Annotated in this window: 24 protein-coding genes; 11 read left to right on the top strand and 13 right to left on the bottom strand. The window is 70.1% G+C overall.

Annotated features, from left to right (window positions below; all coding sequences use genetic code 11):
* Positions 1-186: 186 nt before the first annotated feature.
* Positions 187-2,658, bottom strand: coding sequence for a PBP1A family penicillin-binding protein (locus tag MKK50_RS03605; RefSeq protein WP_499020428.1), 2,472 nt, complete (start codon positions 2,656-2,658; stop codon positions 187-189).
* A 261-nt stretch (positions 2,659-2,919) separates the two neighbouring features.
* Between MKK50_RS03605 and MKK50_RS03600 the strand changes: the two genes are divergently transcribed.
* Both MKK50_RS03600 and MKK50_RS03595 read left to right on the top strand, forming a co-directional pair.
* On the top strand, positions 2,920-4,149 hold the full coding sequence (locus MKK50_RS03600; RefSeq protein WP_499020426.1) for an MFS transporter: 1,230 nt from the start codon (positions 2,920-2,922) through the stop codon (positions 4,147-4,149).
* Complete coding sequence (locus MKK50_RS03595; protein WP_499020424.1) at positions 4,146-4,271, top strand: hypothetical protein; 126 nt, start codon at positions 4,146-4,148, stop codon at positions 4,269-4,271. The genes MKK50_RS03600 and MKK50_RS03595 overlap by 4 nt, the downstream gene beginning before the upstream one ends.
* A 108-nt stretch (positions 4,272-4,379) precedes the next feature.
* Here the strand turns inward: MKK50_RS03595 and cydB are convergent, their stop codons facing one another.
* Together cydB and MKK50_RS03585 are read right to left on the bottom strand one after the other, a co-directional pair.
* On the bottom strand, positions 4,380-5,423 hold the full coding sequence (gene cydB / locus MKK50_RS03590) for a cytochrome d ubiquinol oxidase subunit II (protein WP_253367407.1): 1,044 nt from the start codon (positions 5,421-5,423) through the stop codon (positions 4,380-4,382).
* A gap of 69 nt (positions 5,424-5,492) precedes the next feature.
* The gene (locus tag MKK50_RS03585) at positions 5,493-5,837 is read right to left on the bottom strand and encodes a hypothetical protein (protein WP_499020423.1); all 345 of its coding nucleotides are present in this window, start codon (positions 5,835-5,837) and stop codon (positions 5,493-5,495) included.
* A 381-nt stretch (positions 5,838-6,218) separates the two neighbouring features.
* Between MKK50_RS03585 and MKK50_RS03580 the strand changes: the two genes are divergently transcribed.
* From MKK50_RS03580 to MKK50_RS03570, 3 genes are all read left to right on the top strand, one after another.
* Positions 6,219-8,156 carry a PAS domain-containing sensor histidine kinase gene (locus tag MKK50_RS03580; protein WP_499020422.1) on the top strand — a complete coding sequence of 646 codons (1,938 nt, stop codon included), beginning with the start codon at positions 6,219-6,221 and terminating at the stop codon, positions 8,154-8,156.
* A 43-nt stretch (positions 8,157-8,199) separates the two neighbouring features.
* Positions 8,200-8,952 (top strand): peptidoglycan-binding domain-containing protein, encoded by a 753-nt coding sequence (locus tag MKK50_RS03575; protein WP_499020421.1) that lies wholly within the window; start codon positions 8,200-8,202, stop codon positions 8,950-8,952.
* A gap of 108 nt (positions 8,953-9,060) precedes the next feature.
* Positions 9,061-9,402: a DUF1491 family protein gene (locus MKK50_RS03570; protein ID WP_253367414.1), complete on the top strand. Its 342-nt coding sequence runs from the start codon at positions 9,061-9,063 to the stop codon at positions 9,400-9,402.
* A gap of 108 nt (positions 9,403-9,510) precedes the next feature.
* Here the strand turns inward: MKK50_RS03570 and MKK50_RS03565 are convergent, their stop codons facing one another.
* The 5 genes from MKK50_RS03565 to MKK50_RS03545 all read right to left on the bottom strand — a co-directional run bounded on the left by MKK50_RS03565 (position 9,511) and on the right by MKK50_RS03545 (position 12,636).
* Positions 9,511-10,074, bottom strand: a complete 564-nt coding sequence (locus MKK50_RS03565) for a TetR/AcrR family transcriptional regulator (RefSeq protein ID WP_499020419.1) — start codon at positions 10,072-10,074, stop codon at positions 9,511-9,513.
* Between the two features lie 3 nt (positions 10,075-10,077).
* A complete protein-coding gene (locus MKK50_RS03560; protein WP_499020417.1) occupies positions 10,078-10,542 on the bottom strand; it encodes a nuclear transport factor 2 family protein in 465 nt (154 codons plus the stop codon).
* Between the two features lie 140 nt (positions 10,543-10,682).
* On the bottom strand, positions 10,683-11,543 hold the full coding sequence (locus MKK50_RS03555; protein WP_499020415.1) for a S49 family peptidase: 861 nt from the start codon (positions 11,541-11,543) through the stop codon (positions 10,683-10,685).
* Positions 11,544-11,666: 123 nt separating this feature from the next.
* The gene (locus tag MKK50_RS03550) at positions 11,667-12,419 is read right to left on the bottom strand and encodes a tRNA1(Val) (adenine(37)-N6)-methyltransferase (RefSeq protein ID WP_499020413.1); all 753 of its coding nucleotides are present in this window, start codon (positions 12,417-12,419) and stop codon (positions 11,667-11,669) included.
* Complete coding sequence (locus tag MKK50_RS03545) at positions 12,409-12,636, bottom strand: putative signal transducing protein (protein ID WP_253371201.1); 228 nt, start codon at positions 12,634-12,636, stop codon at positions 12,409-12,411. The genes MKK50_RS03550 and MKK50_RS03545 overlap by 11 nt, the downstream gene beginning before the upstream one ends.
* A 193-nt stretch (positions 12,637-12,829) precedes the next feature.
* On the opposite strand from MKK50_RS03545, the gene MKK50_RS03540 reads away from it, so the two are divergent.
* Positions 12,830-13,852, top strand: coding sequence for a polyprenyl synthetase family protein (locus MKK50_RS03540; protein WP_499020411.1), 1,023 nt, complete (start codon positions 12,830-12,832; stop codon positions 13,850-13,852).
* Positions 13,853-13,955: 103 nt separating this feature from the next.
* Here the strand turns inward: MKK50_RS03540 and MKK50_RS03535 are convergent, their stop codons facing one another.
* The 4 genes from MKK50_RS03535 to MKK50_RS03520 form a co-directional block, all read right to left on the bottom strand.
* Positions 13,956-14,831: a 4-(cytidine 5'-diphospho)-2-C-methyl-D-erythritol kinase gene (locus MKK50_RS03535; RefSeq protein WP_499020409.1), complete on the bottom strand. Its 876-nt coding sequence runs from the start codon at positions 14,829-14,831 to the stop codon at positions 13,956-13,958.
* 262 nt (positions 14,832-15,093) lie between these two features.
* Complete coding sequence (locus tag MKK50_RS03530) at positions 15,094-16,989, bottom strand: tetratricopeptide repeat protein (protein WP_499020479.1); 1,896 nt, start codon at positions 16,987-16,989, stop codon at positions 15,094-15,096.
* Positions 16,990-17,121: 132 nt separating this feature from the next.
* A complete protein-coding gene (locus MKK50_RS03525; protein ID WP_253371195.1) occupies positions 17,122-17,418 on the bottom strand; it encodes a hypothetical protein in 297 nt (98 codons plus the stop codon).
* 71 nt (positions 17,419-17,489) lie between these two features.
* Positions 17,490-17,702 carry a hypothetical protein gene (locus MKK50_RS03520; protein ID WP_003597985.1) on the bottom strand — a complete coding sequence of 71 codons (213 nt, stop codon included), beginning with the start codon at positions 17,700-17,702 and terminating at the stop codon, positions 17,490-17,492.
* Between the two features lie 395 nt (positions 17,703-18,097).
* On the opposite strand from MKK50_RS03520, the gene MKK50_RS03515 reads away from it, so the two are divergent.
* Positions 18,098-18,337, top strand: coding sequence for a hypothetical protein (locus MKK50_RS03515; protein WP_499020407.1), 240 nt, complete (start codon positions 18,098-18,100; stop codon positions 18,335-18,337).
* Between the two features lie 146 nt (positions 18,338-18,483).
* Positions 18,484-18,807, top strand: coding sequence for a hypothetical protein (locus MKK50_RS03510; RefSeq protein WP_499020405.1), 324 nt, complete (start codon positions 18,484-18,486; stop codon positions 18,805-18,807).
* A 50-nt stretch (positions 18,808-18,857) separates the two neighbouring features.
* On the opposite strand, the gene MKK50_RS03505 is transcribed toward MKK50_RS03510, so the two are convergent.
* The gene (locus tag MKK50_RS03505) at positions 18,858-20,192 is read right to left on the bottom strand and encodes an LLM class flavin-dependent oxidoreductase (protein WP_499020404.1); all 1,335 of its coding nucleotides are present in this window, start codon (positions 20,190-20,192) and stop codon (positions 18,858-18,860) included.
* Between the two features lie 164 nt (positions 20,193-20,356).
* Between MKK50_RS03505 and MKK50_RS03500 the strand changes: the two genes are divergently transcribed.
* The 3 genes from MKK50_RS03500 (at position 20,357) to MKK50_RS03490 (ending at position 23,617) form a co-directional block, all read left to right on the top strand.
* Positions 20,357-21,325, top strand: a complete 969-nt coding sequence (locus MKK50_RS03500; RefSeq protein ID WP_499020402.1) for an SPFH domain-containing protein — start codon at positions 20,357-20,359, stop codon at positions 21,323-21,325.
* 206 nt (positions 21,326-21,531) lie between these two features.
* Positions 21,532-23,202: a cyclic peptide export ABC transporter gene (locus MKK50_RS03495; protein ID WP_499020401.1), complete on the top strand. Its 1,671-nt coding sequence runs from the start codon at positions 21,532-21,534 to the stop codon at positions 23,200-23,202.
* Between the two features lie 163 nt (positions 23,203-23,365).
* Complete coding sequence (locus tag MKK50_RS03490) at positions 23,366-23,617, top strand: type II toxin-antitoxin system VapC family toxin (protein WP_499020477.1); 252 nt, start codon at positions 23,366-23,368, stop codon at positions 23,615-23,617.
* Positions 23,618-23,676 lie beyond the last annotated feature (59 nt).

The following is a 23,676-nucleotide window of genomic DNA, read 5'->3' as shown; positions in this document are numbered from 1 at the left end:
TCGAAGTTACCCAACTTTCGTCAATTCACGATCGCGTGATGCGTATTACTCTAGATCGACATTGGGACTATTTGTAATCTTGGGGGAACCGTTGGGCGTCTTGCGTGTTTTTGCCCTCCCGATCCGTTTATCGGGCGGTGGACATCGTTCGCTACGGGCTGCCTCGACTGACGGAGGGCGCTCGTCCTAACGCTCGCGCTGCCACAGCCCGGCGCGTTCGGCCCGGGCCTGATCCTCGGCCTCGACGAGGTCGCTCGGCGCGTCCTCGGCGGCCCGCGCCCCACCCGCGGTCACGATCAGCGAGGCGAGGTCGTCGCCGTCCAGGCGGCAGCGCACGGAGACCGGATCGCCGGAGCAGATCACCTCGCGGCGGCGCAGGTAGCGTGCGAGTTGGCGGGCGAGCGCGCCGCCCTCGCCGACGACGCCGAGCAGCCGCACCTTGCGGCCGCGGATCGCCAGCGTGCCGGTATCGACCACCTCGGGCACGCCGCGGACTTCGCCCGCGGCCGGCGTCGGGGCCGGCGCCACGGCGGCGGCCGGGGTCGGCTCGGCCCGTGCGGCGGAAGGGGTCGGGCGTTTGCGGCCCTTCAAGACCTTCTGCGCCCGCTCCACGAAATCGTGGAAGACGCGGGCCGGGATGTCGCCGCCGGTCACTTTGTTCATCGGCGTGTTGTCGTCGTTGCCGACCCAGACGCCGACGATCATGTCCGGGGTCAGCCCGACGAACCACCCGTCGCGATAGTCCTGGCTGGTGCCGGTCTTGCCGCCGACCGCGAGGCCGTTGACCCGCGCGGCCTTGCCGGTCCCGGATTCCACCACCGCCTGGAGCGAGTCGAGCATCATCGACTGGACCTGCCCGTCCATCGCCGCACCGGGCTTCGGCGCGGCGCGCTGATAGAGCGGCTGCGGCGTGTTCCCCCGGATCGTGCGGACGAGATAGGGCTCCACCGGCACGCCGGGGCCGAGCACGCCGGCATAGGCGCGGGTCATTTCGAGAAGCGAAACGTCGGCCGAGCCCAGCGCGAGGCTCGGCACCTCGGGCAGATCCGACTGCACCCCGAGGCGGCGGGCCTCGGCGATGATCGCGGGCAGGCCGACCTCCTCGCCGAGCTGGGCCGCGATGGTGTTGACCGAGAGCGCGAAGGCCTGGCGCAGCGGCAGGGCGCCGCGGAAGCGGTTGTTCGAGTTCTGCGGCTCCCACTCGCCGATCTGGGTCGGGCGATCCACGAGCACGCTGTCGGGGAAGAAGCCCTTGCCGTAGGCAGCCAGATACACGAACAGCTTGAACAGCGAGCCGGCCTGACGCTTGGCCTGGGTCGCACGGTTGAACTGGCTGTCCTCGTAGTCGCGGCCCCCCACCATGGCGAGGATCGCCCCGTCGGCCGCCATCGCGATCAGCGCGCCCTGGCCGACCTTCTTCTTGTCCCCCTCGCCGTCCAGGCGGCGCGCGAGCACGCCTTCGGCGAGGCTCTGGAGGTCGAGGTTGAGGGTCGAGCGCACGGTGACGTCGCCGGCCGCCTCGGTCAGCCGCTTCACGTCGCCCGATACCGCATCGAGGAAGTAGTTGGTGCCCGGCGGCGTCTCGGGCGGCGTGTGCAGGGTGAGCTTCTCCGCCCGCGCCTTGTCGGCCTCGGCCCCGCTGATCGCGCCGGTCTCGACCATGGCCTGGAGCACGAGGTCGGCCCGCTCCTTGGCGCCGCCGAAATTGCGGGTCGGGGCGAGCTGCGAGGGCGCGCGGACGAGGCCGGCCAGCATCGCCGCCTCCGGCAGGGTCAGCTTCTCGGCGCCATGCCCGAAATAGCGCCGTGCCGCCGCGTCCGCGCCGTAGGCGCCGGCCCCGAAATAGGCGGTGTTGAGGTAGCCGACGAGGATCTCGGGCTTCGTCAGCGTGCTCTCCAGGCGCAGCGCCAGGAAGGCTTCTTGAATCTTGCGCTTGAGCGTCTTCTCCTGGGTGAGCGAGGTAAGCCGGGCGTATTGCTGAGTGATGGTCGAGCCGCCCTCGCGCACGCCGCCGCCGGTCGCGTTGCGCCAGACGGCGCGGGCCATGCCGCGCAGGTCGATGCCCCAATGGCTGTAGAAACGCCGGTCCTCGATCGCGACAATGGCTTGGGCCAGCCGGGGCGGCAGGGTCTTCTCGGTGAGCCGTTCGCCCTGGAACGCGCCGCGGGTGGCGAACGCGCGCCCGCTCTCGGACTCGACCACGAGCGCGCGCTGGTTGGCCTCCGGCGCCACCCCGCCGAGCGGTGGCAGGGAGGCGAAGGCGACGAAGACGTATCCGCCCAGGATCACCAGCGGCAGGCCGATCACGACGGCCAATCCGATCACCCAGGGCCGACGGCGGCGGGGTGGGCGAGCGGAGGGGCGGGTGAAAGGTTGGCTCTGTGTGTCCGGCCGGTCCACCGGCACCGGAGGCGCGACGGGTGTGGCCGGCGGACCGTCCGAGCGAAGGCGGTCCGTGGTGCGCGCGAGGACCGGCTTAGCCCCCTTCGCGGCCTCCCTGGCGGCGGCGGCTCCGCTGCGCCAAGCGCTGCGTCCCGCGCTCCCGGCGAGACGGCCGAGCTGGCGCGCGAGCAAGGCGGCCGCCCGCGCGGCTTCCCGCGCTGCGGCCCGCGTCTCGGTCCCGTCCTCGCCCGGCCTATCCGGTCCCTGCGCCGTCATCGCGAACCGTTCGCCGCCCGCCGGAAATCATCCATCATGAGGCGGACCTTAGCGGAGCGGGGGCCGGCAAGGCTACGCATGCGATGGTGGGGGAGCGCGAACGGGGCGGATGGGTGACCCAGGCGACACGTTCGAGCCCCATCGCCCGCGCTTGCCCTCGTGTCCTTGCCCTCGTGTGATCGGGTATGCGGCACGGCCCGGTTCTGCGAAGCCTGGGATGCGGGCTATCATCCGGGCCGACACTCCCCCGGATCCGTGACCGTGATCGCCTCCTCGTCCCTTCATCGACCCGCCCCGTGGATCGCGCTCGCCTGCGGCGCGGTCATCGTGACCATCGCCATGGGTATCCGCCAGGGGTTCGGCCTGTTCATGCGGCCGGTCGAGTTGGATCTCGGCGTCGGGCGCGAGAGCTTCGGCCTCGCCATGGCCGTGCAGAACCTGATCTTCGGGCTCGCCCAGCCCTTCGTGGGGGCGCTGGCGGACCGCTACGGGCCCGGACGCGTCGCCGCCGCGGGCGGCCTCCTCTATGCCCTCGCGCTCGCGCTGGCGGCCCTCGTCTCCTCGGCGCTCGGCCTCACCGTCACGCTCGGCTTTCTGCTCGGGCTGGCCATGACCGGCGTCACCTTCGTCGTCGTGCTCGGCGCGGTCGTGCCGCTGATGCCGGCCGGACGGCGGGGTGCGGCGGCGGGCATCGTCACGGCGGGCGGCTCGGTCGGGCAGTTCCTGCTCGTCCCGGCCACCCAGATCGCCGTGGACGGCCTCGGCTGGCGCGGGGCGCTGCTCGCGGGCGCCGGGCTCGCCGCTCTGATGCTGCCGCTGGCCTTCGGAATCGCCCGGAAGGCCGCCTCCGGCGCGGTGCCGGCGACCGCGGCACCGGATGCGATCCCGCTCGGCGCCGCCCTTCGGCAGGCGGCGGGGCATCGCGGCTACTGGCTGCTCAATGCCGGTTTCTTCGTCTGCGGCTTCCACATCGCCTTCGTCTCGACCCACCTGCCCGCCGTCCTGACCGATGCCGGCCTCGATCCGGGCATCGGCGCCCGCGCGCTGGCCTTGATCGGCCTGTTCAACATCCTCGGCTCCTACGCCTTCGGGGTCGCCGCGGACCGGATGCGCAAGAAGTACGTGCTGTCGTGGATCTATTTCGCCCGCGCGGCGGTGATGGCTTTGTTCGTCGTCCTTCCCTTCACCCCGCTCACCGCGACGCTGTTTGCCTGCGCCATCGGTTTCCTCTGGCTCGGCACCGTCCCGCTGACGAGCGGCCTCGTCGGGCAGATCTTCGGCGTGCGCTACCTCTCGACCCTGTTCGGGATCGTCTTCATGAGCCATCAGGTCGGCGCCTTCTTCGGCGCGTGGGGGGCGGGCTTCATCTTCGCCCAGACCGGTTCCTACGACGCGGCCTGGACCCTCTCCATCGGCATCGCGCTCTTGGCCGGTCTCCTCAACCTGCCGATCCGCGACGTGCCCCTGGCGCAGCGGGCGAGCCCGGCATGAGCGTTCGGGACGAACTCGTCGTTCTCGCCCTTCTCGGCGCGCTGACGCTCGCCGGGGCGCTCCTGTGGGCCCGCGAGGGGGTGGGGCTCTGGCTGCGGGGAGCGTTTCCCCTGTGCTTTTGAGCCGGCGCCCGTCTCACCGCGCGATGGCGCGGATGAAATAGACCAGCGCCGTGAAGGCGAGGAGGCTCAGGCCGTAGAGGGCGGCGAACCAGAGGATGCGACGGGCGCTCAATGGTAGCTCGCCGCGTTCGGGTTCTCCTCGATCTTCCCCCGGAAGACCCAGTAGGCGTAGGCCGTGTAGGCCAGCGTCAGCGGCATCACCACCGCGTAGCCGACGAGGGCGAATTGCAGCGCCGAGGTCGCGTTGGCCGCCTGCCAGATCGTGAGCTTGGGCGGCACGATGTACGGGAACAGGCTGATCGCCAGCCCGAGGAAGCCGAGCAGGAACAGGGCGATCGAGAGGAGGAAGGGTGCCACCTCGCGCCCGTCCTCGATCGCCCGCCAGATCCGCCAGCACACGAACGCCGTCAGCAGCGGCACGGGCGCCACGAACAGCACGTTCGGCCAGGAGAGCCAGCGCCACTGGATATGCAGCCCGAGGAACGGCACCCAGGCGCTGACGACCGCCATCGAGAGGACGGTGCCGATCAGGAACTGCCGGGCCTTGATCCGCGACCAGATCTCCAGCTCGCCCGAGGTCTTCATCACGCACCATGTCGCGCCGAGCAGCCCGTAGCCGCAGACGAGGCCGATGCCGGTCATGACGCTGAAGGGGGTGAGCCAGTCGAGCGTGCCGCCCGAGAATCCCCGCCCTTCCGTCTGGAAGCCCTGGACGAAGGCGCCGAGCACCATGCCCTGCGCGAAGGTGGCGACCAGCGAGCCGTAGTGGAACGCGTTGTCCCACACCACCTGCGAGCGCTCGGCCTTGAAGCGGAATTCGAAGGCGACGCCGCGGAAGATCAGCGCGATCAGCATCAGGATGATCGGCAGGTAGAGCGCCGGCAGCAGGATCGCGTAGGCCAGCGAGAACACCGCGAACAGCCCGCCGCCGCCGAGCACGAGCCAGGTTTCGTTGCCGTCCCAGATCGGCGCCACCGAGAGCATCATCCGGTCGCGCCAGTTGCCGGGCCGCGCGGCGGTGAAGAGGATGCCGACGCCGAGGTCGAACCCGTCGATGACGACGTACATCGCCACCGCCAGCGCCAGCAGGCCGGCCCAGACCAGCGGCAGCCAGAAGGCCAGGCCCTCGTACTCGTTCCCGAAGCCGAACATCGTCGCTCCTCCCCGGCCGGTGGCGTCCGTCCGTTATAGGAGCACCGCCTCGTGGGGCCAGAACCGCGCTCAGGGCGATGCGGGTCCCCGCCATGATGGCTGGCGGTCGCTGGCCGAGAGCGTGTCGGCTGAGGGCCGCGGGGATGCGGCCTGCCCCGTGACTTGTCCGCTCACGTGCCGGGCGACGGCGGCCGCCCCGGCCCGCACCATGTCCTCCCGCGCCTCGGGCGGCAGCGCATTCACGGCCTCCACGAGCGCGCCGATGCCGCCCGTGGTCAGGCGATCCATCGCGTTGCCCGATACGATCCCGGTCCCGGCGGCTCGCGGCCGGGCCGGATCGGGGCCGCCCTGGCGCTGAAGTGCGAGATAGGAGAGGGCGCCGATCACGAGGGCGGCGCGCAAGAGAAACGACATCGGTCCGGTTCCAGGGGGCACGGCTTCGCCGGCATGGCCGGCGGAAGGTCGATCGCCCGATCCTGCCATCCCGGCGGCACCGCCGGATGAACCGGATGAACCGAAACCGCCGACGTGGTGAACGAAGCGTTTTTCACTAGGGCGCACACCCTCCCGGCCCCCTGTTCACCCTCTGCGGCGCGGCGCCTCCGTCCCCGCCCGGGCCTTGTGAAAAGTGGGGATCGGCGCCTCGAACCGGGGTCGCCGGCTCGGCGGTCGGCGGCAAGTGAGCGACCCTTTTCATCCTCGCTTAAACCGCCTCTGCGACGGTTTCCTCGAGATCGTAACGAGCAGTCGAGGGGCGCAAGACACCCGTGTTCCGGGTCAAGGCTTGCGCTGTGCGTGGTGGTGTTGCGTAAAGACGGTGCCCTTGCCTCCCTGTTCGATTCCCGCCTCGCGGGGCTGGTCCATGCCTCCGCGCTGGCCGAGCCGGGGGTGCGCTTCCGCCACGAGCGGTTCCTGATCTCGCGGCTCGCCACCGGCGCCGTGATGATGGCGGGCCTGCCGCCCTACCTCGTCTGGCGCGGTGTCCCGAGCGGCCTCGAAGCGATCGCCATCGCCAGCCTGTTCCTGCCGCTTCTGGCCGCCGTCGTCCTGTCGCGCACCGGCTCGCTCTGGGTCGCGCATGCCCTCTCCTCGCTCGGCCTGACCGGCATCGTCGTCTGCCTCGCCGCGCTCACCGGCGGGGCGAGTTCGGCCGCTTCCATCTGGCTCGTGGCGGTTCCGCTGGAGGCGATGATCTCCGGCTCGCGCCGGGCGACGATCGCCGCCTCCGTCATCGCCGTCGTCGGCGCCTTCGCCATCGCGCTGAGCGGCTACCTGCCAGTGGGAAGCCTCACGCTCGCTTGGCCCAACGCGATCGTCATGCCGGTCTTCGCCGTGACCGCGATCGGCCACATCGCGGCGCAGGCGATGGAGCACATGCGCCGCGAGGGCGAGTGGCGCGCCCGGATGCAGGACAACGAGGCCCGCGACCGCCTGCTGCTCTCGGCCATCGACGACCTCGTGACCTGGCACGACGCCAACGGCCGCGTGCTGGAGGCGAGCGGCTCGGCGGCGCGCTTCGTCGGGGCCGAGGCGAGCCGCCTGCGCGGCCACGGCCTGCTCGACCGGGTGCATATCGGCGACCGTCCGGCCCTGCTCCAGGCGATCAGCGACGTCGCCGCCCACGGCGCGCCGGCCACGGTGCCGTTCCGCCTGCACCTCGACGCAGCCCGCGGCGACGGCAGCCGCACGATCTTCGCCGAGATGCGGGCTCACCGGATCGAGGCGGGGCTGGCCGGCGCCAACGGATCGACCGTCGTCGCCGTGACCCGCGACGTGTCCGAGCACCGCCGTCACGCGCAGGAACTCGACCGCGCCCGTGCCGAGGCCGAGCGTGCCGACGAGGTGAAGACCCACTTCCTCGCCACCGTCAGCCACGAGCTGCGCACCCCGCTCAACGCCATCATCGGCTTCTCGGACGTGCTGGGCGGGGAGGGCGCGGTGAGCCTCTCGCCGGAGCGTTCCCGCGAATATGCCGGCATCATCGCCCAGTCCGGGCGCCACCTGCTCGACGTGGTGAACACGCTGCTCGACATCTCGCGCATCCGCGGCGGGCATTTCGACTTCCAGCCGGAGCCGGTCGATGTCGAAGCGCTGATCCGCGGCTGCTGCGACCTGATGCGGCTCAAGGCCGATGCCTCGGGCATCACCCTGACCAGCGCGCCCGCGCCCGCCGGCTGCGCCCTGGTGGCCGATGCCCGCGCCTGCCGCCAGATGCTCATCAACCTGATCTCCAACGCCGTGAAGTTCACGCCCCGCGGCGGCCGGGTGGAGGTGATGGTGCGCCGGGGCGGGGCCTATCTCGACATCGTGGTGAGCGACGACGGCATCGGCATCACCGAGGCCGACCTGCCGCGGCTCGGCGACCCCTTCTTCCAGGTCGGCGGCGGCTACGGGCGCACCCACGAGGGCACCGGGCTGGGCCTCTCGGTGGTGCGCGGCCTCGCCGGGCTGCATGGCGGCGCGGTCTCCGTCGAGAGCGCGCCGGGCAAGGGCACCGCCGTCACCGTGACCCTGCCGCTCGATTGCAGCCGCGCCAAAACCGCCACGGCCGGCGCGCGGGACGGTTCCGGCAATGGTGCCAAGGGCGCCGCGCAGGCCCAGCCGGCGCCGATCCGGACCTCGGTGCGGGTGGTGGCGATGTCGGAGCCGGCGCCCGAGCCGATCCGGCGGCCGGCCGGCCTGTTCGATCCCGCCCCGCTCTCCGCCAACCCCCCGATGCGCCGCGCCGGGTGACCGACCCCCGCGAAACACGATTCCCAGGTAAAGGAGCGAATTGATGCGCGAGCTGCCCGCCAGACGGGACCAGCGCGAGATCGTGGTCCCCGGTGACATGCGCGTCGCCCGAGGCCCGGCCAAATCCGCCCCGCGCCGCAAGCCCGCCCCGCGCGGGCCTGCGGCGTCCGGCTGGCAGGCCGCTCTCCTGTCCGCGGCGACGGGGGCCGGGCGGGTCTGCCGGCGCTATCCCGGCGGCGTGTTCGGGACGGTCATCGGCGTCGGCGCGGCGGTCTATGTCTGCGTCAACGCAATGGGCTTCCAGGCCGGACCGCACCCGGCCCCGATCCTGCCGACCGTGGAGCCGAAGCCCGTGGCCGCGCGGCCCGCAGCGGCACCGGTGCGGGAGGTGCGCGCGGTCGAGACGCCCAAGCCCGCCCCCGTGCGGGAGGTGCCGGCGCCCGTCCGCGACAGCATCGCCGACATGATCCGATCCGGCGAGACGACCGCCTCGGTCACGCCCAAGGCCGAGCGCAAGCCCGCGTCCAGGCCCGCCATGAACGACCCGAAGCCCGAGGCGAGGACGGAGGCGGGCAAGTCCGAGGGACCGAAGCCGGACCCGACCGTGATCCGGGCGCAGCGCGCCCTGACCAAGCTCGGCTACGGTCCGCTCAAGGATGACGGCCTGATGGGACCCGGCACGAAGGCGGCGATCGAGCGGTTCGAGCGCGACCGCAAGATGCCGGTGAAGGGCGAGGCGGCCGGGCCCACCCTGCGCGCCCTGACCCGCGAGATGACCGCCAAGGCGGGCGGGTAAGGCGGGCGGGTAAAGCGCCTCGGGGTCGCAGATGCCGCGCGTGCGGAGCGCTGGGCGTCGGGAGGTCGCGCCATCGACGCGGCGGCCATCGGCGCCTATGAACCGCCTATGCCACGCCTTCGCTCGGATTTCTGGGTCTCCGCGCATCTGCGCCGCCTCAACGGCGAGAACATCCCCGCCGTGCAGCGGCGCCGCGGTTCGGCGGAGGCGGGGGCGATTTTCATCAAGATCGACCGGCTCGACGGCACCGCCGACCTCTACGGCCCGGCGCCCCAGGCGCTGATCGAGGCGGATGACGCGGGCGATCGCCGTTTCACGCCGATCCTCACCGCCGCCCCGGCCCCGGATGTCGAGGAACGCCTCGCGCGGGAGATCCGCTTCGATTCCGATCTCTGGATCGTCGAGATCGACGATCGCGAAGGCCGGCACGGCCTCCCGCTCGCGGGTTAGAGCATCGTCCCGAAAGGTGGTTGCCGGCTTTCGGAAAAAGGTGATGCAAAAACAAGTGCCGAGAGCATCGTCCTGGATCCATCATCCAGGACGATGCTCGAAAACGGCTCAGGAGCGGGCGAGACATCGCGCCCGCAATCCGGCCAGGATCCGCTCGAACACCTCCGGTTGATCCAGGGCGCGGGCCAGCACCACTGCCCCCTGAATGCCGCCGACAGCCTCTTCGGCAAGCGGGCCGGCCGAGGCGAAGGCGTGCCCCGCCCGGCCCAGCGCCTCGGTCAGAGCTTCGACCCAGCGGGCGAAGTAGTCCCGGAGACGGCCCGCGAAACGGTCGCGAGCGTCACTTAGGCTCAAGGCCCCGACCAAGCAGACCCGGCGACCTGAGCGGAAATAGTCGAAGACCGTCGCAAACATCGCCGCCACGGCCGCTGCCGGATCGTCCGCCTCCCGCAGGGGGCGGAAGACGTTGACCTCGAACCAGCCGTCGATCTCGGCGAGCACGGCGCTCGCCATCTCCTCCTTCCCGCCGGGAAAGAAGTGGTAGAGGCTGCCCTTGCCGAGCCCCGTCGCCTTCGAGATCAACGAGAGGCTCGCTCCCTCGTAGCCGTGCTCGCGAAACACCTCCGCGAGCAGCGGCAGCACGTCGGCCCGTTCGGCGACGGTACGGGCCACGCACTACAGCCCCAGATCGCTCAAGGACGGGTGGTCGTCCGGGCGGCGGCCGAGCGGCCAGTGATACTTCCGGTCGGATTCGGCGATCGGCAGGTCGTTGATGGAAGCGATCCGGTGGCGCATCAGGCCCGCCTCGTCGAACTCCCAGTTCTCGTTGCCGTAGGAGCGGAACCACTGTCCGCTGTCGTCGCGCCACTCGTAGGCGAAGCGCACGGCGATCCGGTTGCCCTGTTGCGCCCAGACTTCCTTGATGAGCCGGTACTCCAGCTCACGCGCCCACTTGCGCTGCAGGAACGCAGCGATCTCCTCGCGGCCCCGGACGAACTCCGCGCGGTTCCGCCAGACGCTGTCGGGTGTGTAGGCGAGGGCGACGCGCTCCGGATCGCGGCTGTTCCAGGCATCCTCCGCCATGCGCGCCTTCTGCGCAGCGGTCTCGTCGGTGAAGGGCGGCAACGGGGGGCGCGACATGGCAGACCTTTTTGTACTGATCGGTACGATCAAGACCGATCGGTACAGGCGTTCTCGTGCGCTGACAATCCTGCTTTCGAAGCTATCTCGGGCGGATTTCGATCGAGGCCCGAACCTGACCGCGTGCCTTCGCGCTCCGCCTACAACCCGAGCCGCGCCCAGGCTGCACGCTCCTCCACCGCCGCGATCAGCGCGTCGGGGAGCCCGGCCGCGGTCTGGCCCGGCCCGGCGCGGCGGAGCAGGCGGGCGAGCCAGGAGCCGCGGGTCTCGGCCACGAGCCGCAGGTCAACCTTCTCGCCGTAGCGGGCGCGCAGGGTGCCGCGCAGGTCGCCGAGCGCATCGACGAGGCCGAGGTCGAGCGCCTGCCGTCCGGTCCAGACCGCGCCGGTGAACAGGTCGCGGCTGGCGTCGAGCGTCGGCCTGCGCTCGCGCACGAGGCCGGAGAACAGGTCCTGCACGTCTGCCTGGATCTCCTTCAGCCGGGCGATGTCCTGCGGGTTCTCGGGGCGGAACGGGTCGAGCATCGCCTTCGCCTCGCCCTGGGTGTGGACGCGTCGCTCGATGCCGATGCGCTCGATCAGCCGGTCGAAGCCGAAGCCCGCCGAGACCACGCCGATGGAGCCGACGAGCGAGGCGGGATCGGCGACGATCTCATCGGCAGCGCAGGCGATCATGTAGCCGCCCGAGGCCGCGGCATCCTCGACGAAGGCGAAGACCTTGATCTCCTTCTCCGCCGCCAGCGCCCGGATGCGCCGATAGATCAGGTGCGACTGCACCGGCGAGCCGCCGGGGGAGTTGATGACGAGCGCCACCGCCGACAGGCCCGGCATGGTGAAGGCGCGCTCCAGGCTCGGCGCGACCGTGCCGATGGAGAGGCCCGGCCGGATCGGCGAGACGGCGCCGATCGCTCCGCTCAGGCGCACCACGGCGACCCGCGGCGGAGTCTCGCGGAAGCGGCGGGGCAGGAAGCGGCGCATCCAGGTCGGGACGGTCAGCGGCATGGCAGCCTTTTTCGAGAACGCGCGGGAGCACGGCCTCCTGGGAGGCAAGCCATTCTCCGTTAGCAGGACGCCGCCGGCCGATCCATTGCGGCAACGGCTGCCCGCGTCGACCGGGATTTGGCTTTACGGCGCCGGCCAGGGATCGCCCCGGTGCAGGGCCTCGGCTTCCGGGGTGAAGCGCCCGGCCTCGTCCTGAAGCACCAGCGGCGGCAGCAGGCGAAACGGTGCGCGACTGCCCTTTACGGCCGCGATCAGCACGCGGATCGCCGGCCGATCGGCCCGCCCGTGAACCGGGCGGACGGCGCAATCGCCGAAGCGTCCGCGCAGGGCGTCGAGGCAGGCGGGCAGGGCGTCGGCCCGATGGATCAGGCCGAGCCGTCCGCCGGGGCGCAGAAGGTCGGCGCAGGTTCTCAGCCATGGATCGAGTCCGCCGGCCACAAAAGTGTGTGCCGAGGCTTTTTGCGGGGTGGGGGAGGGGCGGTGTGCGCCCTCCTCGAAGAAGGGTGGGTTGGTCAGCACGATGTCGGCGCTGTCCGGCTCCAGGCCCGACGCCCGGCGCTGTGCTCCCGGCGCCAGGATATCCGCCTCGATCACCGCGACACGGGCGTCGAGTCCGTTCGCCGCCACATTCTCGCGGGCGAGGGCGACGAGGTCGGGATCACGCTCGACCAGCACCACGCGGCACGCGTCCGACACCCGTGCCACCGCGAGCCCCACCGCGCCGGTGGACGCGCCGAGGTCGTAGAGCGTGGCGCCAGGGTCGGGGACGAGGAGGCGGGCGAGGAGGACCGCGTCGGTTCCGGCGCGGTGGGCGCCGCGGGGCGGCTGGCGCAGCCTCAGGCGACCGCCGAGGAAAGCATCCGGCTCAGTGCTCATCGCGCAGTTCGGCGGACAGGCCCGCATCGGTCAGGATGCGGCGGGCCTGCGGCGCATGGTCGTCAGGCACCAGCAGGCGCCGGCCGAACACGCCGATCGACCCTTCCAGCGCGCTCATGTGCTCGTCGGCGACGAAAAGCGGGACGCCCGCCTCTTCGAGAAGCGAGCGCGCGAAGCCGATGAGGACGATGTCGTTGCTGCGGATCAGTTCCTTCACGGCATCATCACCCTTCGGCTGCATCCGGTGGCCGGGCGCGCGGCCTCTCGGCTCGTAACATTGTCCACGCTCTTGCGCAGCCGTGCGGCACGACCGCGTGTTGCCCTGCCGCCGGCCCCGTGCGACAGGGGCAGCCGCGGGGCAGGGGTTCCGGCAGGATGCCGGTCGAGAGTTTTTCCGGAGGCATCGCGCTTTGGGCGTCGTCGTTACCCTCGATGAAGGCCGCTCCGATCCGGAGGCCAGCCTCACCGACCTCGTAAGCCTCGTCGCGGCCGGGATGGAGCGGGTGAACGCGACGATCCTGTCGCGCACCGGCTCCGACGTGGCGATGATCCCCGAGGTCGCCAACCACCTGATCGCGTCGGGCGGCAAGCGCCTGCGCCCGATCCTGACGCTCGCCTGCGCCGATCTCTGCGATTATTCCAGCGGCGACGGCGCGGTGAAGCTCGCCGCCGCGGTCGAGTTCATGCACACCGCGACGCTCCTCCACGACGACGTGGTGGACGAGAGCGACATGCGCCGCGGCCGCGTCGCCGCCCGCATCAAGTGGGGCAACGAGGCGAGCGTGCTCGTCGGCGACTTCCTGCTGGGCCAAGCCTTCCGCATGATGGTCGAGGTGGGCTCCTTGCGCGCCCTCGACATCCTGTCGGCGGCGGCCACCGTCATCGCCGAGGGCGAGGTGATGCAGCTCACCGCCGCCAAGAACATCGAGACGAGCGAGGACGAGTATCTCGCGGTGATCCGCGGCAAGACCGCGGAGCTGTTCGCGGCGGCCTGCGAGGTCGGCCCCGTCCTGGCCGGGCGGCCGGACTCCGAGCAGGCGGCCTGCCGCGCCTACGGCATGAATCTCGGTATCGCCTTCCAGCTCATCGACGACGTGCTCGATTACGGCGGCACTAGCGCAGCGCTCGGCAAGAATGTCGGCGACGATTTCCGCGAGGGCAAGATCACCCTGCCGATCGTGCTGGCGCTTCGCCGCGGCTCGGACGAGGAGCGCGCCTTCTGGCGCCGCACCCTCGAACGCGAGGAGTTGGCGGAGGGCGATCTCCAGCAGGCGCTCGCGATCCTGCACCGCCATCGCGCCCTGGACGACACGATCGCGCGCGCGCGCCACTACGGCGATCAGGCCCGCGCGGCTTTGGACCCGTTCCCGCAGGGGCCGATGAAGGCCGCCCTGCTGCAGGTGGTCGATTTCTGCATCGCCCGGGCGCACTGAGTGTCTCTCACGAAACTCCCGCTGAGCCGTCATCCCCAGAGGTAGAACGGTCAGCGATCGGGAGTTTCGTGAGGTACTCCGAGGCGCCCGCGGCGCGGCCGCATCAGGCCAGCCGCGTCGGCTCGACCCACCAGCCCGGCTGTGCCGTGCGGATCGCTCCGGCCGCCGTTTCTGCCGCCCCATCGTCCGAAAAGATCGCGAACACGGTGGCGCCGGATCCCGACATTCGCGCGAGCCGGCACCCGGCCTGAGCCCGCAGCAGTGCCAGCGCCTCGCCGATCACGGGGGCGACGGTGAGGGCCGGCGCCTCCAGATCGTTGCGGGCCGGGGCGATGGCGCCGAGCACGGCGTCGGCATCGAGGCCCGCACCGACGACAGGATGCTCGGCCCCGTCGAGCCGCTGACCGACCGCGAGGCCGAGCGCCTTGAAGACCGGCGCGGTCGCCACCGGCACGCCGGGATTGACCAGCACCGCCGCCAGGGATGCAAGGACGAGTACCGGCCCGATTTCCTCGCCCGCGCCGCGCATCATCCGCGCCCGCGGATCGAGGCAGACCGGCACGTCGGCGCCGGTCGCCCGCGCCGCGGCGATCACGGCTGGGTGGTCGAGGGTGAGTCCGTTCGATTCCGCGAGCAACCGCAGGGCGGCGGCTGCGTCCGACGAGCCGCCACCGATCCCGGCCGCGACGGGCAGTTGCTTGTGAAGCCGGAACGCGCCGAGCCTCAGGCCGTCCACGCCCGCAGCGAGGTGGCGGGCGGCACGCAGGACGAGGTTGTCGTCGAGCGGTCCCGCCGGCCCGGCGGTGGGGCCGGAGATGTCCAGAGACAGATCAGGGCCCGCCATCAGCTCCAGCGTGTCGGCCACATCGGCGAAGGCCACGAGGCTTTCGAGCGCATGGTAGCCGTCCCCCGGGCGGCGGCCGAGCACGTGAAGGGTCAGGTTGATCTTGGCCGGAGCGCGGGTGGTGAGCAGGGACACGAAGGCTCTCGGCCGAAGGGGCAGGGGATGCGCCCTGCCTTAGGCGGACAGCCGAGAACGAGCAAGACGAGGGCCGGACCGTTGCAAGGCCAATCCAAGCCTGCGTCCTCAGCCTGAGGTGCCGCAGCGAAGCGGAGGCTTCGAGGGATCGTCCCGAAGTCGCGGGAACCGGAGGATCCGTCGAAGTCCGCGGTCGCAGTCAGGTCTGGACGGGGCGGCCGGTGGGATTGACCCCATGCCGGTCCGCTTCGCTTGCGGTGCTTTACTTGCCCGGCTTCTTGTCCGCCGCCCCCGGCGGCTCGCTCGGGGCGGGGGCGCCCTTCGGCAGTTCCGGGTTCTCCGCGTTGTGCGGCGCCGCCACGGGAGCGGGCACGGTCTGCGCCGGGTCCTGCACGGGCGGATTCTCGGCGGTGGCGGTCGGCTTCTCCGGCTCGGGCAGGCCGTCCTTCAGCTTGGCGTTGATCTTGGTGAGTTCTTCGGGCTCGGGGTTCAGATCCTTGGCGTGCTGCCACTGGAACTTGCCTTCGAGCCGCCGGCCGGTGCGCCAATAGGCATCGCCGAGATGGTCGTTGATGGTCGGGTCGCCCGGCTTCAGCTCGACCGCCTTCTCCAGCTCGCGCACCGCGTCGTCCCAGCGGCCGAGGCGGAAATAGGCCCAGCCGAGGCTGTCGATGATCATGCCGTCACGCGGAGAGAGATCGACGGCCTGCTTCAGCATGGTGAAGCTGTCGTCGATGTTCATGTTCCGATCGACCCAGGAATAGGCGAGGTAGTTGAGAACCTGCGCCTTGGCGTTCGGCTGGGTCGGCGGAACGAGGCTGAGCGCCTTCTTGAGGTCGGCCTCGGCCTTCTGCCACTCGCCGGCCCGCTCGTAGGCCGTGCCACGGAAGTAGAACAGCGTCCAGTTGTTGGCCTCGCGGCCGGGCTCGATCAGGTTGATCGCGCGGGTATAGGTCTCGGTTGCCTCGGCGAACTTTTTACGCGCGCGCTGCACGTTTCCCAAGGCCGAGATGACATCGACGTTGTCGGGGTGCGCCTTGAGCACGGTGTCGAGGTGCTGGAGCGCCTCGTCGCCGCGGCCCAATTGCTCGAGGTTGAGACCGATCTGGATGTCGGCGTTGAGCTTGAGCGGCGAGGAGGCCGGGATCTGCGCATAGGCCTCGTTCGAGCGCTCGACCTGCTTCATGCGGTCGAGGGCGTCGGCGAGCGTCAGCCGGCCCACGGCGTGGTCGGGGGCGAGGTAGAGCGCGAGCCGCAGGTAGACCACCGCGGGAAGCTCGTCGCCCTGCGTCGAGCCGGCCGAGCCAAGCCCGTACAGCACTTCCGCCGCGCCCTCCTGGGCGGAGGCGATCAAGGGGGCGAGGGGCTTGCCGGCCTTGAGCTTGTCGAGGGCGTCCACCACGAGGGGATGGCGCGGCATCACCTTCTCGAACTCGCTGTAGGCGTCGATGGCGAGATCGGTGCGGCCGATGCCGGCCTCGAAGCGAGCATAGCCGTCGACGATTCGCAGTGTGTTGTGGTCGGCGTCGTAGGCCGCCTTCAACTTACGCTCGGCCTCCGCCCGGTCACCGATGACCGAGGCGATCAGCCCGGCATGGTAGTCGCGGAAGACATTGAAATAACGCTCGCCGCGCAAGCGGTTCAGCGTCTCGTAGGCGCGCTTGCCGTCGCCCGCGCCAGCATAGGCCCAGGCGGTCAGCAGCGTCCCGGTGAGGTCGGCGGCTGCACCCCGGCCGCTGCGGCCGAAGCTCTGGCGGGCGGGGCCGTACTGGCCGGCCTTAAGCTGGCGCACGCCGAGGGCGAGCTGGGCGAGGCCGTTCGAGCTTTCGCGGGTGGCGAGCCGCTCGGCGGCGCGGAAGGCGTCGGTCATGGCGCCGTCGGCGAGGAGCGACACGAAGGCGCGCTCCAGAAGCTCGGCGTTGCGCGGATCGCCCTTCACCGCCTCGCGGTAGTAGCTTGCGGCGGCGGCCGTGTCCTTCGAGGCACCGGCGATGTAGGCGGAGAGGAAGTTGCCCTCGAGCGATTCCGCCGGCTCATACTCGGAGAGCGGTGAGGATTCCCGCGGCTGCATGGAAGCGGCCGGCAGGGTGCCGAGACCGGTCGAAGCAAGCAGCAGGGTGAGCGCGGTGGCGCTCCGGCGGGCGGCGTATCCGAACATGGGCACCAGTCACGGCTCCTTCGCGGGCCCGACGGACGGAGCTTCCTCCGGCCGGTCCCGGTTTGGCGGGGGACACTGTACTCTTCCCGCCATGTCCGCAAGGCGAAAGGATGGCGCGGGGGAGGGGGCCGTTCAGGTGCCGTCGCCGAGCTCGGCGCGGGCATCTTCCACGAGTTGGGCGAGGCCGGCATCGACCTCCTCGCCGAGAAGCGCCCGCTCCGCCGCCGTCAGGTCCTTGGCCCAGGCGCCGCTGCCGAACCCCTCGCGGCATCGCACGCGCTCGGCCTCGATGAAGGCTTGGGTTTCCTCAGGCCGCTCGCGCATTGCATGCATGAAGCCGAACCATGCCGTGCGCTCGACCACCGCGAGGCGGGCCCGCAGGCCCACTGCGACGGCGCGCGCCGGATCGACCGTTTCATCCTCTGTCATCGGTGCCTCCCAAAGCATCGCCCCGCAGGGTCGTTGCCGTCCTTCGGAAGATGACTGCGCGAAAGCGAAACCTATCGAGGCTTCCGCTGTTCGCAGCGCGTCTTCACGTAGGTGTCGGCGCCCGAGCCATGGCCCGCGCTCGCGGCCAGGACCGGGCCCTGGATCAGGCATTCCTGAAGTGTGTGGGCCGGACCGATGATGACGTCCAGAGCGGTCTCCCGCGAGCAATCGGGCATCTGAACGCTGGACGCACAGATCAAGGCGACGACGAGGATGGAGTTCATGGGGCCGGCCTCCCTGCCGGGGATGTTCTTCGCGTGATCGGAACGCGCGACGCTCCGGCGAACCTTTGCGACCGGCGGGTCAGCGATCGAACGAGCTGCCCGCTGGTCGAAACCGGAGAACACCCCGAAAAGCTGCCCCGAGCCGATGCGTCACAGCAGCCCGGTCGGGTTTTGCCGAGCGGGATGTCTGCGGTCCGATCTGGCCAGATGCCCCGTCCCACGTCGTTTCGGCCCTTGAGGCACGATCGACAGCGCGGCGGCAGGCTCAAGCTAAGTCATTGACTGTTCACGTGTTTCCCGCACCATCAAAAGGCTGCCCCAAAAAAGTCGCAAGAGGGTCCTGTCTTCGCGGGGATCGGACAAGTCGTGACCGGCGTCGTAACAGGGAGGCCGCAATGTCTTTCGATATCGTTCTGACGCAATCTGCGCAGGAAATCGCCACGAGAAGTGGTGTTCTTCCCGCTCTCGAAGAACGGACGCGGGGCGAAATCGCAGAACTACCCGGCGAAGGGCTCGAAGAACTCGAGCGCCGCCTGTTCCATGCTTTCGCGCTCGACGACGGGACGGAGGTGATCTGCTCGTTGACGGCCGATGGCGCCGTGCGGATCGATGCCTGCGAGGCCGAGGCGGCGTGATCCTTCTCTCGGAACCGTGAAGGGCAGGCCCGGATTGCTCCTCCCGCTTGGAGTGCCCGACGAAACGCGCGCCATCGGCCGTCTTCCGACGGTTCGCGGCGAACGGGTCGCTTGCGGCACATCCCCACATCTGGCGAGGAGGAGACATGTCCCAGGAGACCGTCGGCGTTGAAGCCGACTTCACGAGCCGTGAAGCGGCCCACGCCGCCAAGGATCGCCTCGTGCGGGCGGGGTTCGCCCGCAACAGCATCGATATCGACCGCGAGGGCGACACCTACATCGTCCATCTGCCGACGCGGGAGGCGAACCGGCAACGGGCCGCGCGCATCCTGCGGGGCCGCGCCGTGATCGAGAGCGCCAAGAGCACCGGCTGGGCCGCCGCCGACACGCTTGGCAGCAATCGCCTGCTGACCCTCGGCCTCGCGGCGCTCGTAGGCTTTGCGATCTACGGGATGACGAACCGGCGCTGACCCGAGCCAACAGACTTCCCGCGGGACCGTCGATGGGTTCGGCGGGGAGCCTATCGCGTCTCGAAGAAGCGGTTGCCCGGCCGCTCCAGGCCGAGATGGTCGCGCAAGGTCGTGCCCTCGTATTCCGTGCGGAACAGGCCGCGCCGCTGGAGTTCGGGCACCACGCCCGCGCAGACATCGTCGAGCCCTTCCGGCACGAAGGGGAACATCACGTTGAATCCGTCGCAGGCCTCCCCCTCCAGCCAGTCCCCCATCCGGTCGGCGATCTGTTCCGGGGTGCCGACGAAGCTGAGCCCGCCATAGCCGCCGACGCGGCGGGCGAGTTCGCGCACCGTCGCGCCCGTGCGGCGGGCATAGTCGACAATCTGCGCCTGCCCGCTCTTGCTCGCATTCGATTCCGGGATCTCGGGCAGCGGCGCGTCGAGGTCGAAGCCGGTGGCATCCGTGCCGAGGCGGACCGAGAGGTTGGCAAGCCCGCTCTCGACCGGCACCAGCGCATCGAGCTGCGCCTTCTTCTCCCTCGCCTCCGCTTCCGTGCCGCCGACGACGACGAAGGCGCCGGGCAGGATCTTGAGGGCGTCGCGGGACCGGCCGGCCGCTGCCATCCGGCCCTTCACGTCGGCGTAGAACTTTTGGCCGGCCTCCAGCGACGAGGCGGAGCCGAACACCATCTCGGCGGTCTCCGCCGCGATCTGGCGCCCGGCTTCGGAGGCGCCGGCCTGCACGATCACCGGCCAGCCCTGCACCGGCCGCGCGACGTTGAGCGGCCCCTTCACCTTCAGGAATTCGCCCTGGTGGTTCAGCGTGTGGAGTTTTTCGGGATCGAAGAACAACCCCTGCTCGACATCGCGGACGAAGGCGTCGTCGCCCCAGGAATCCCACAGCCCGGTGACGACCTCGTAGAACTCGCGGGCCCGGGCGTAGCGGGTGGCGTGGTCGAGATGCGCGTCGCGGCCGAAGTTCAGCGCCTCGTCCGGGTTCCCGGAGGTGACGAGGTTCCAGCCGGCGCGTCCCTTCGAGATATGGTCGAGCGAGGCGAACTTGCGGGCCACATGGTAGGGCTCGTTGTAGGTGGTGGAGGCGGTGGCGATCAGGCCGATCCGCTCCGTCACCATGGCGAGCGCGGGCAGCAGCGTCAGCGGGTCGAACGAGGTGACGGTGGCCGAGCGCTTCAGCGCCTCCATCGGCATGTTCATCACCGCCAGATGGTCGGCCATGAAGAAGGCGTCGAACTTGGCCGCTTCCAGGGTGCGAGCGAAGCGCACGAGGTGGTCGAGGTTGAAGTTCGCGTCCGGAAAGCCGCCGGGATAGCGCCACCACGCGGTGTGGATGCCGATGGGGCGCATGAAGGCGCCGAGATGGAGTTGTTTCCGAGGTTCACTCAACGGGGTTCTCCGATCGCATCAAGCCTTCGGTGCCGCCGATATGGTGCGCCGGCTCGGCCCGGCATCATCACCCATGAACGCGGTCTTGCGGATACCGCCACCCTAGGATTGAACGCCTCGCCTTCGTAAGGTTCGGGCCGCACCGGGATACGAGGGAAGCGAGCATGGCTGGAGCGAGCGTCACGCAGGATGTGCCCTATCGCGCCCTGAACGGCTGGGTGGCGCTCTCCATCGCCATCCCCTGCCTCGCGCTGGCGGCCCTAAGCTTCCTCGGCGGCGGCGTTCTGGTGCTCGGCCGCGGCAGCGTCGGGCCTGCCTTCCTGCTGGTCTCAGGTATGGCGCTCGCCATCGGGATCGTGCTGCTCGCCGGGCTCATCACCCTCAAGCCGCGGCAGGCGGCGGTGCTGACCCTGTTCGGGCGCTATCACGGCACCATCGCCCGCGACGGCTTCTGGTGGCGCAACCCGCTGACCGCCGTGGCCAAGGTCTCGCTCGCCACGGAGGCGCACGAGACGAAGATCATCACGGTCAACGACCTGATGGGCAACCCGATCACCATCGCGGCGGCCGCGATCTGGCGGGTGCAGGATGCCGCGCGCGCCACCTTCGATGTCGGCAGCTACCATGACTTCGTCTCGCTCCAGGCGGAAGCGGCCCTGCGCAACATCGCCTCGACCCGGCCCTACGACCACGAGGAGGCGGAGAATGTCGGCGACGAGGTGGGCGATGCCAAGCGCCGGCTCGCGGAGAAGGCCACCCGCGTCGCCTCGCTCCGGGCCGACCGCGACGCCATCCACGCCGACCTGATCACCGAACTTGGCCAGCGGGCCGCGGTGGCGGGCGTGGTGGTCGAGGACGTGCGGATCACCCATCTCGCCTACGCACCGGAGATCGCGGGCGCGATGCTCAAGCGCCAGCAGGCCGGCGCCATCATCGCTGCCCGCCGCCAAATCGTGGAGGGCGCGGTCGCCATCGTGCGCGACACCATCGCGAGGCTGGAACAGCCGGAGGACGGCCATGCCGGCATCGTCTTCGACGATCAGGGCCGCGCGAGCATGGCGCAGAACATGCTCATCATGATCGTGGGGGACCGCGAGGCGACGCCGGTGGTGAGCGTCGGGGCGAAGCCGTAGCGCCCTTCAGCGCGAGAGCCGAAGGGGATCGTGTCGGCGAATCACGCCTGTCATCCAAGTATCGTGGATGCGAGAATTTGCAAAACCCATTCCGGTGATGGGTGACCTGTTCCGGATCGGCATTTCACCGTCACCAAACCTATCCTTACCGCCAATACCCCAGTCATCGCAGCAGGCGGTGACCTCGCTTAGAGGAATCGGCAGGCATGGGGCAGGACGGCGCAAGCCTTCGTCACTTCAGGCATGACGCGATCCGGCTGCTGCGGCCGGTCTGGCCGTTGGTCGCCGTCGCGACGGCGCTGGGTTCCATCGGCGGGCTCGCCACTGCCGCGGCTCTGGCCAAGATCAACGAGGCCTTCTACGGCGAGGGCGGGCTCGCCGACGGCGTGTTGCTGGCCTTTGCCGGATTCGCGACCTTAAGCGTGGTCGGCACTTTCGCAGCCAGCCTCGGCAATGCCTATGCGGGGGGCCGCATCCAGGCGGCGCTCAGCCGCGACCTCACCGACAAGATCCTGACGGCACCGATTGAGCGGATCGAGCGCCTCGGCAAGCACAAGCTGCTCGCCTCGCTCCAAGGCGACGTCAGCACCATCTTCACGGCCATCGCGTTTCTCTCGCCGATCGTGGTCGCCGCCGGAACGCTGATCGGCTGCGGGGCCTACATGATCCTCCTGTCACCCGCCTTGTCAGCGGTGACGGCGGCGGTTCTGATCCTCGAGAGCCTTGGCGCGAACGCCCTGCGCCGGACTATGCTCCGGCACTTCGAGGAGGTTCGCAAGAACCGCGAGGCGACCCAGAAGCACTACCTCACCCTGACCGAGGCGGCGAAGGAGCTGCGCATCGGCCGCGAACGCCGGCTTCACCTCCGCGACGTCGCGCTCAAGGCCTGCATCGAGCAGGCGCGCCACCTGATGACGCGGATCGCCGTCATCCAGCAATCGCTGTCGATGCTGAACCAATCGACGAACTTCCTACTGTTCGCCGGTCTCATCGCCTACAAGGTTCTGGCCGGCATCAGCGCCGCCGAACTCTCCGGCTTCGTGCTCGTGCTGCTCTACATCCAGGCGCCGATCGCGCAGCTCATCCATTTCGTGCCGATGATCGGGCAGGCCCAGGTGGCCTACCGGCGGATCGCCGAGTTTTCGGAAGGGGGAGCGGAGGCGGAAGCCGGCCTGCTCGCCGCCACGCCGTCGGAGGCGGGCCGCCGCATCCGCGAGATCACCCTGCGCGCCGTGAGCCACGGCTTCCCAGCGGCCGGGGACAAAGCGCCCTTCACCCTCGGGCCTCTCGACCTGACGATCCGTGCCGGCGAGATCCTGTTCATCGTCGGCGAGAACGGCTCGGGCAAGACGACGCTGATCAAGCTCCTGCTCGGCCTCTACCCGCCGCAAGCCGGGGACATCCTGCTCGACGGCGTGCCGGTGACGGCGGGGACGCGCGACGCCTACCGCCAGCACTTCTCGGCGATCTTCTTCGACTACCACCTGTTCGACGAGCTGCTTCCCACTGACGGCGCCGGCCCGGAGGCCGCCCGGCCCCTGCTGGAACGGCTCGATCTCGCCGAGAAGGTCGATGTCAGCGAGGGGCGCTTCTCCACCACCGATCTTTCGACCGGCCAGCGCAAGCGCCTCGCCCTGGTCCAGGCGGTTCTCGAAGGACGCCCGGTTCTCGTGCTGGACGAGTGGGCGGCGGAGCAGGACCCGACCTTCCGGCGCCGGTTCTACGAGGAACTCCTGCCGGACCTGCGAAGCGCCGGACGAACGCTCATCGTCATCAGCCACGACGACCGCTACTTCGCCGCCGCCGACCGCGTGCTGCACCTTGCGGATGGGCGGATAATGGAGATCACCGAGAAGGCGATGGCCGAGCCAGCCTGACCGTACGGCGAAGCCGGATGGCGCTTTGGTACGGTGCGGCGGCGGTCTGATCTAGAACATCGTCCTGGATACCAGATCCAGGACGATGTTCTAACCTCTTCCTTTTGCATCATCTTTTTCCGAAAGCCGGAAGCCACCTTTCGGGACGATGCTCTAGGTTCGGATCGGGAAGCTCGATGCCGAGATCGATGCGATCGTTGGGGCGATCGGGCGACAAGGTTTCACGATCCTACCGATCGATTCAGCCCATCTCACGGCGCTGGCCGGCCTTCAGCGTCTGACGGATCACCGCGATCCGTTCGATCACCTGCTCATCGCGCAAGCGATCGCGGAAGGAGCGACGCTCCTGTCGGCGGATCGCAACATGCCGCGCTATCCGGTCACCCTCCTGACCTGCTCGGACGGGCCGGGCTGACGGGGCAGGTGCTTCGAGGCGCATCGATCGCGACAGGCCGTTCCGCCCGTCGCGATGCC

The sequence above is a fragment of the Methylobacterium sp. J-043 genome (genome assembly GCF_022829505.1).
GTDB lineage: Bacteria > Pseudomonadota > Alphaproteobacteria > Rhizobiales > Beijerinckiaceae > Methylobacterium > Methylobacterium extorquens_A.
Note: the sequence above shows the minus strand (reverse complement) of the source record. Positions and strands in the feature narration are given on the sequence as shown.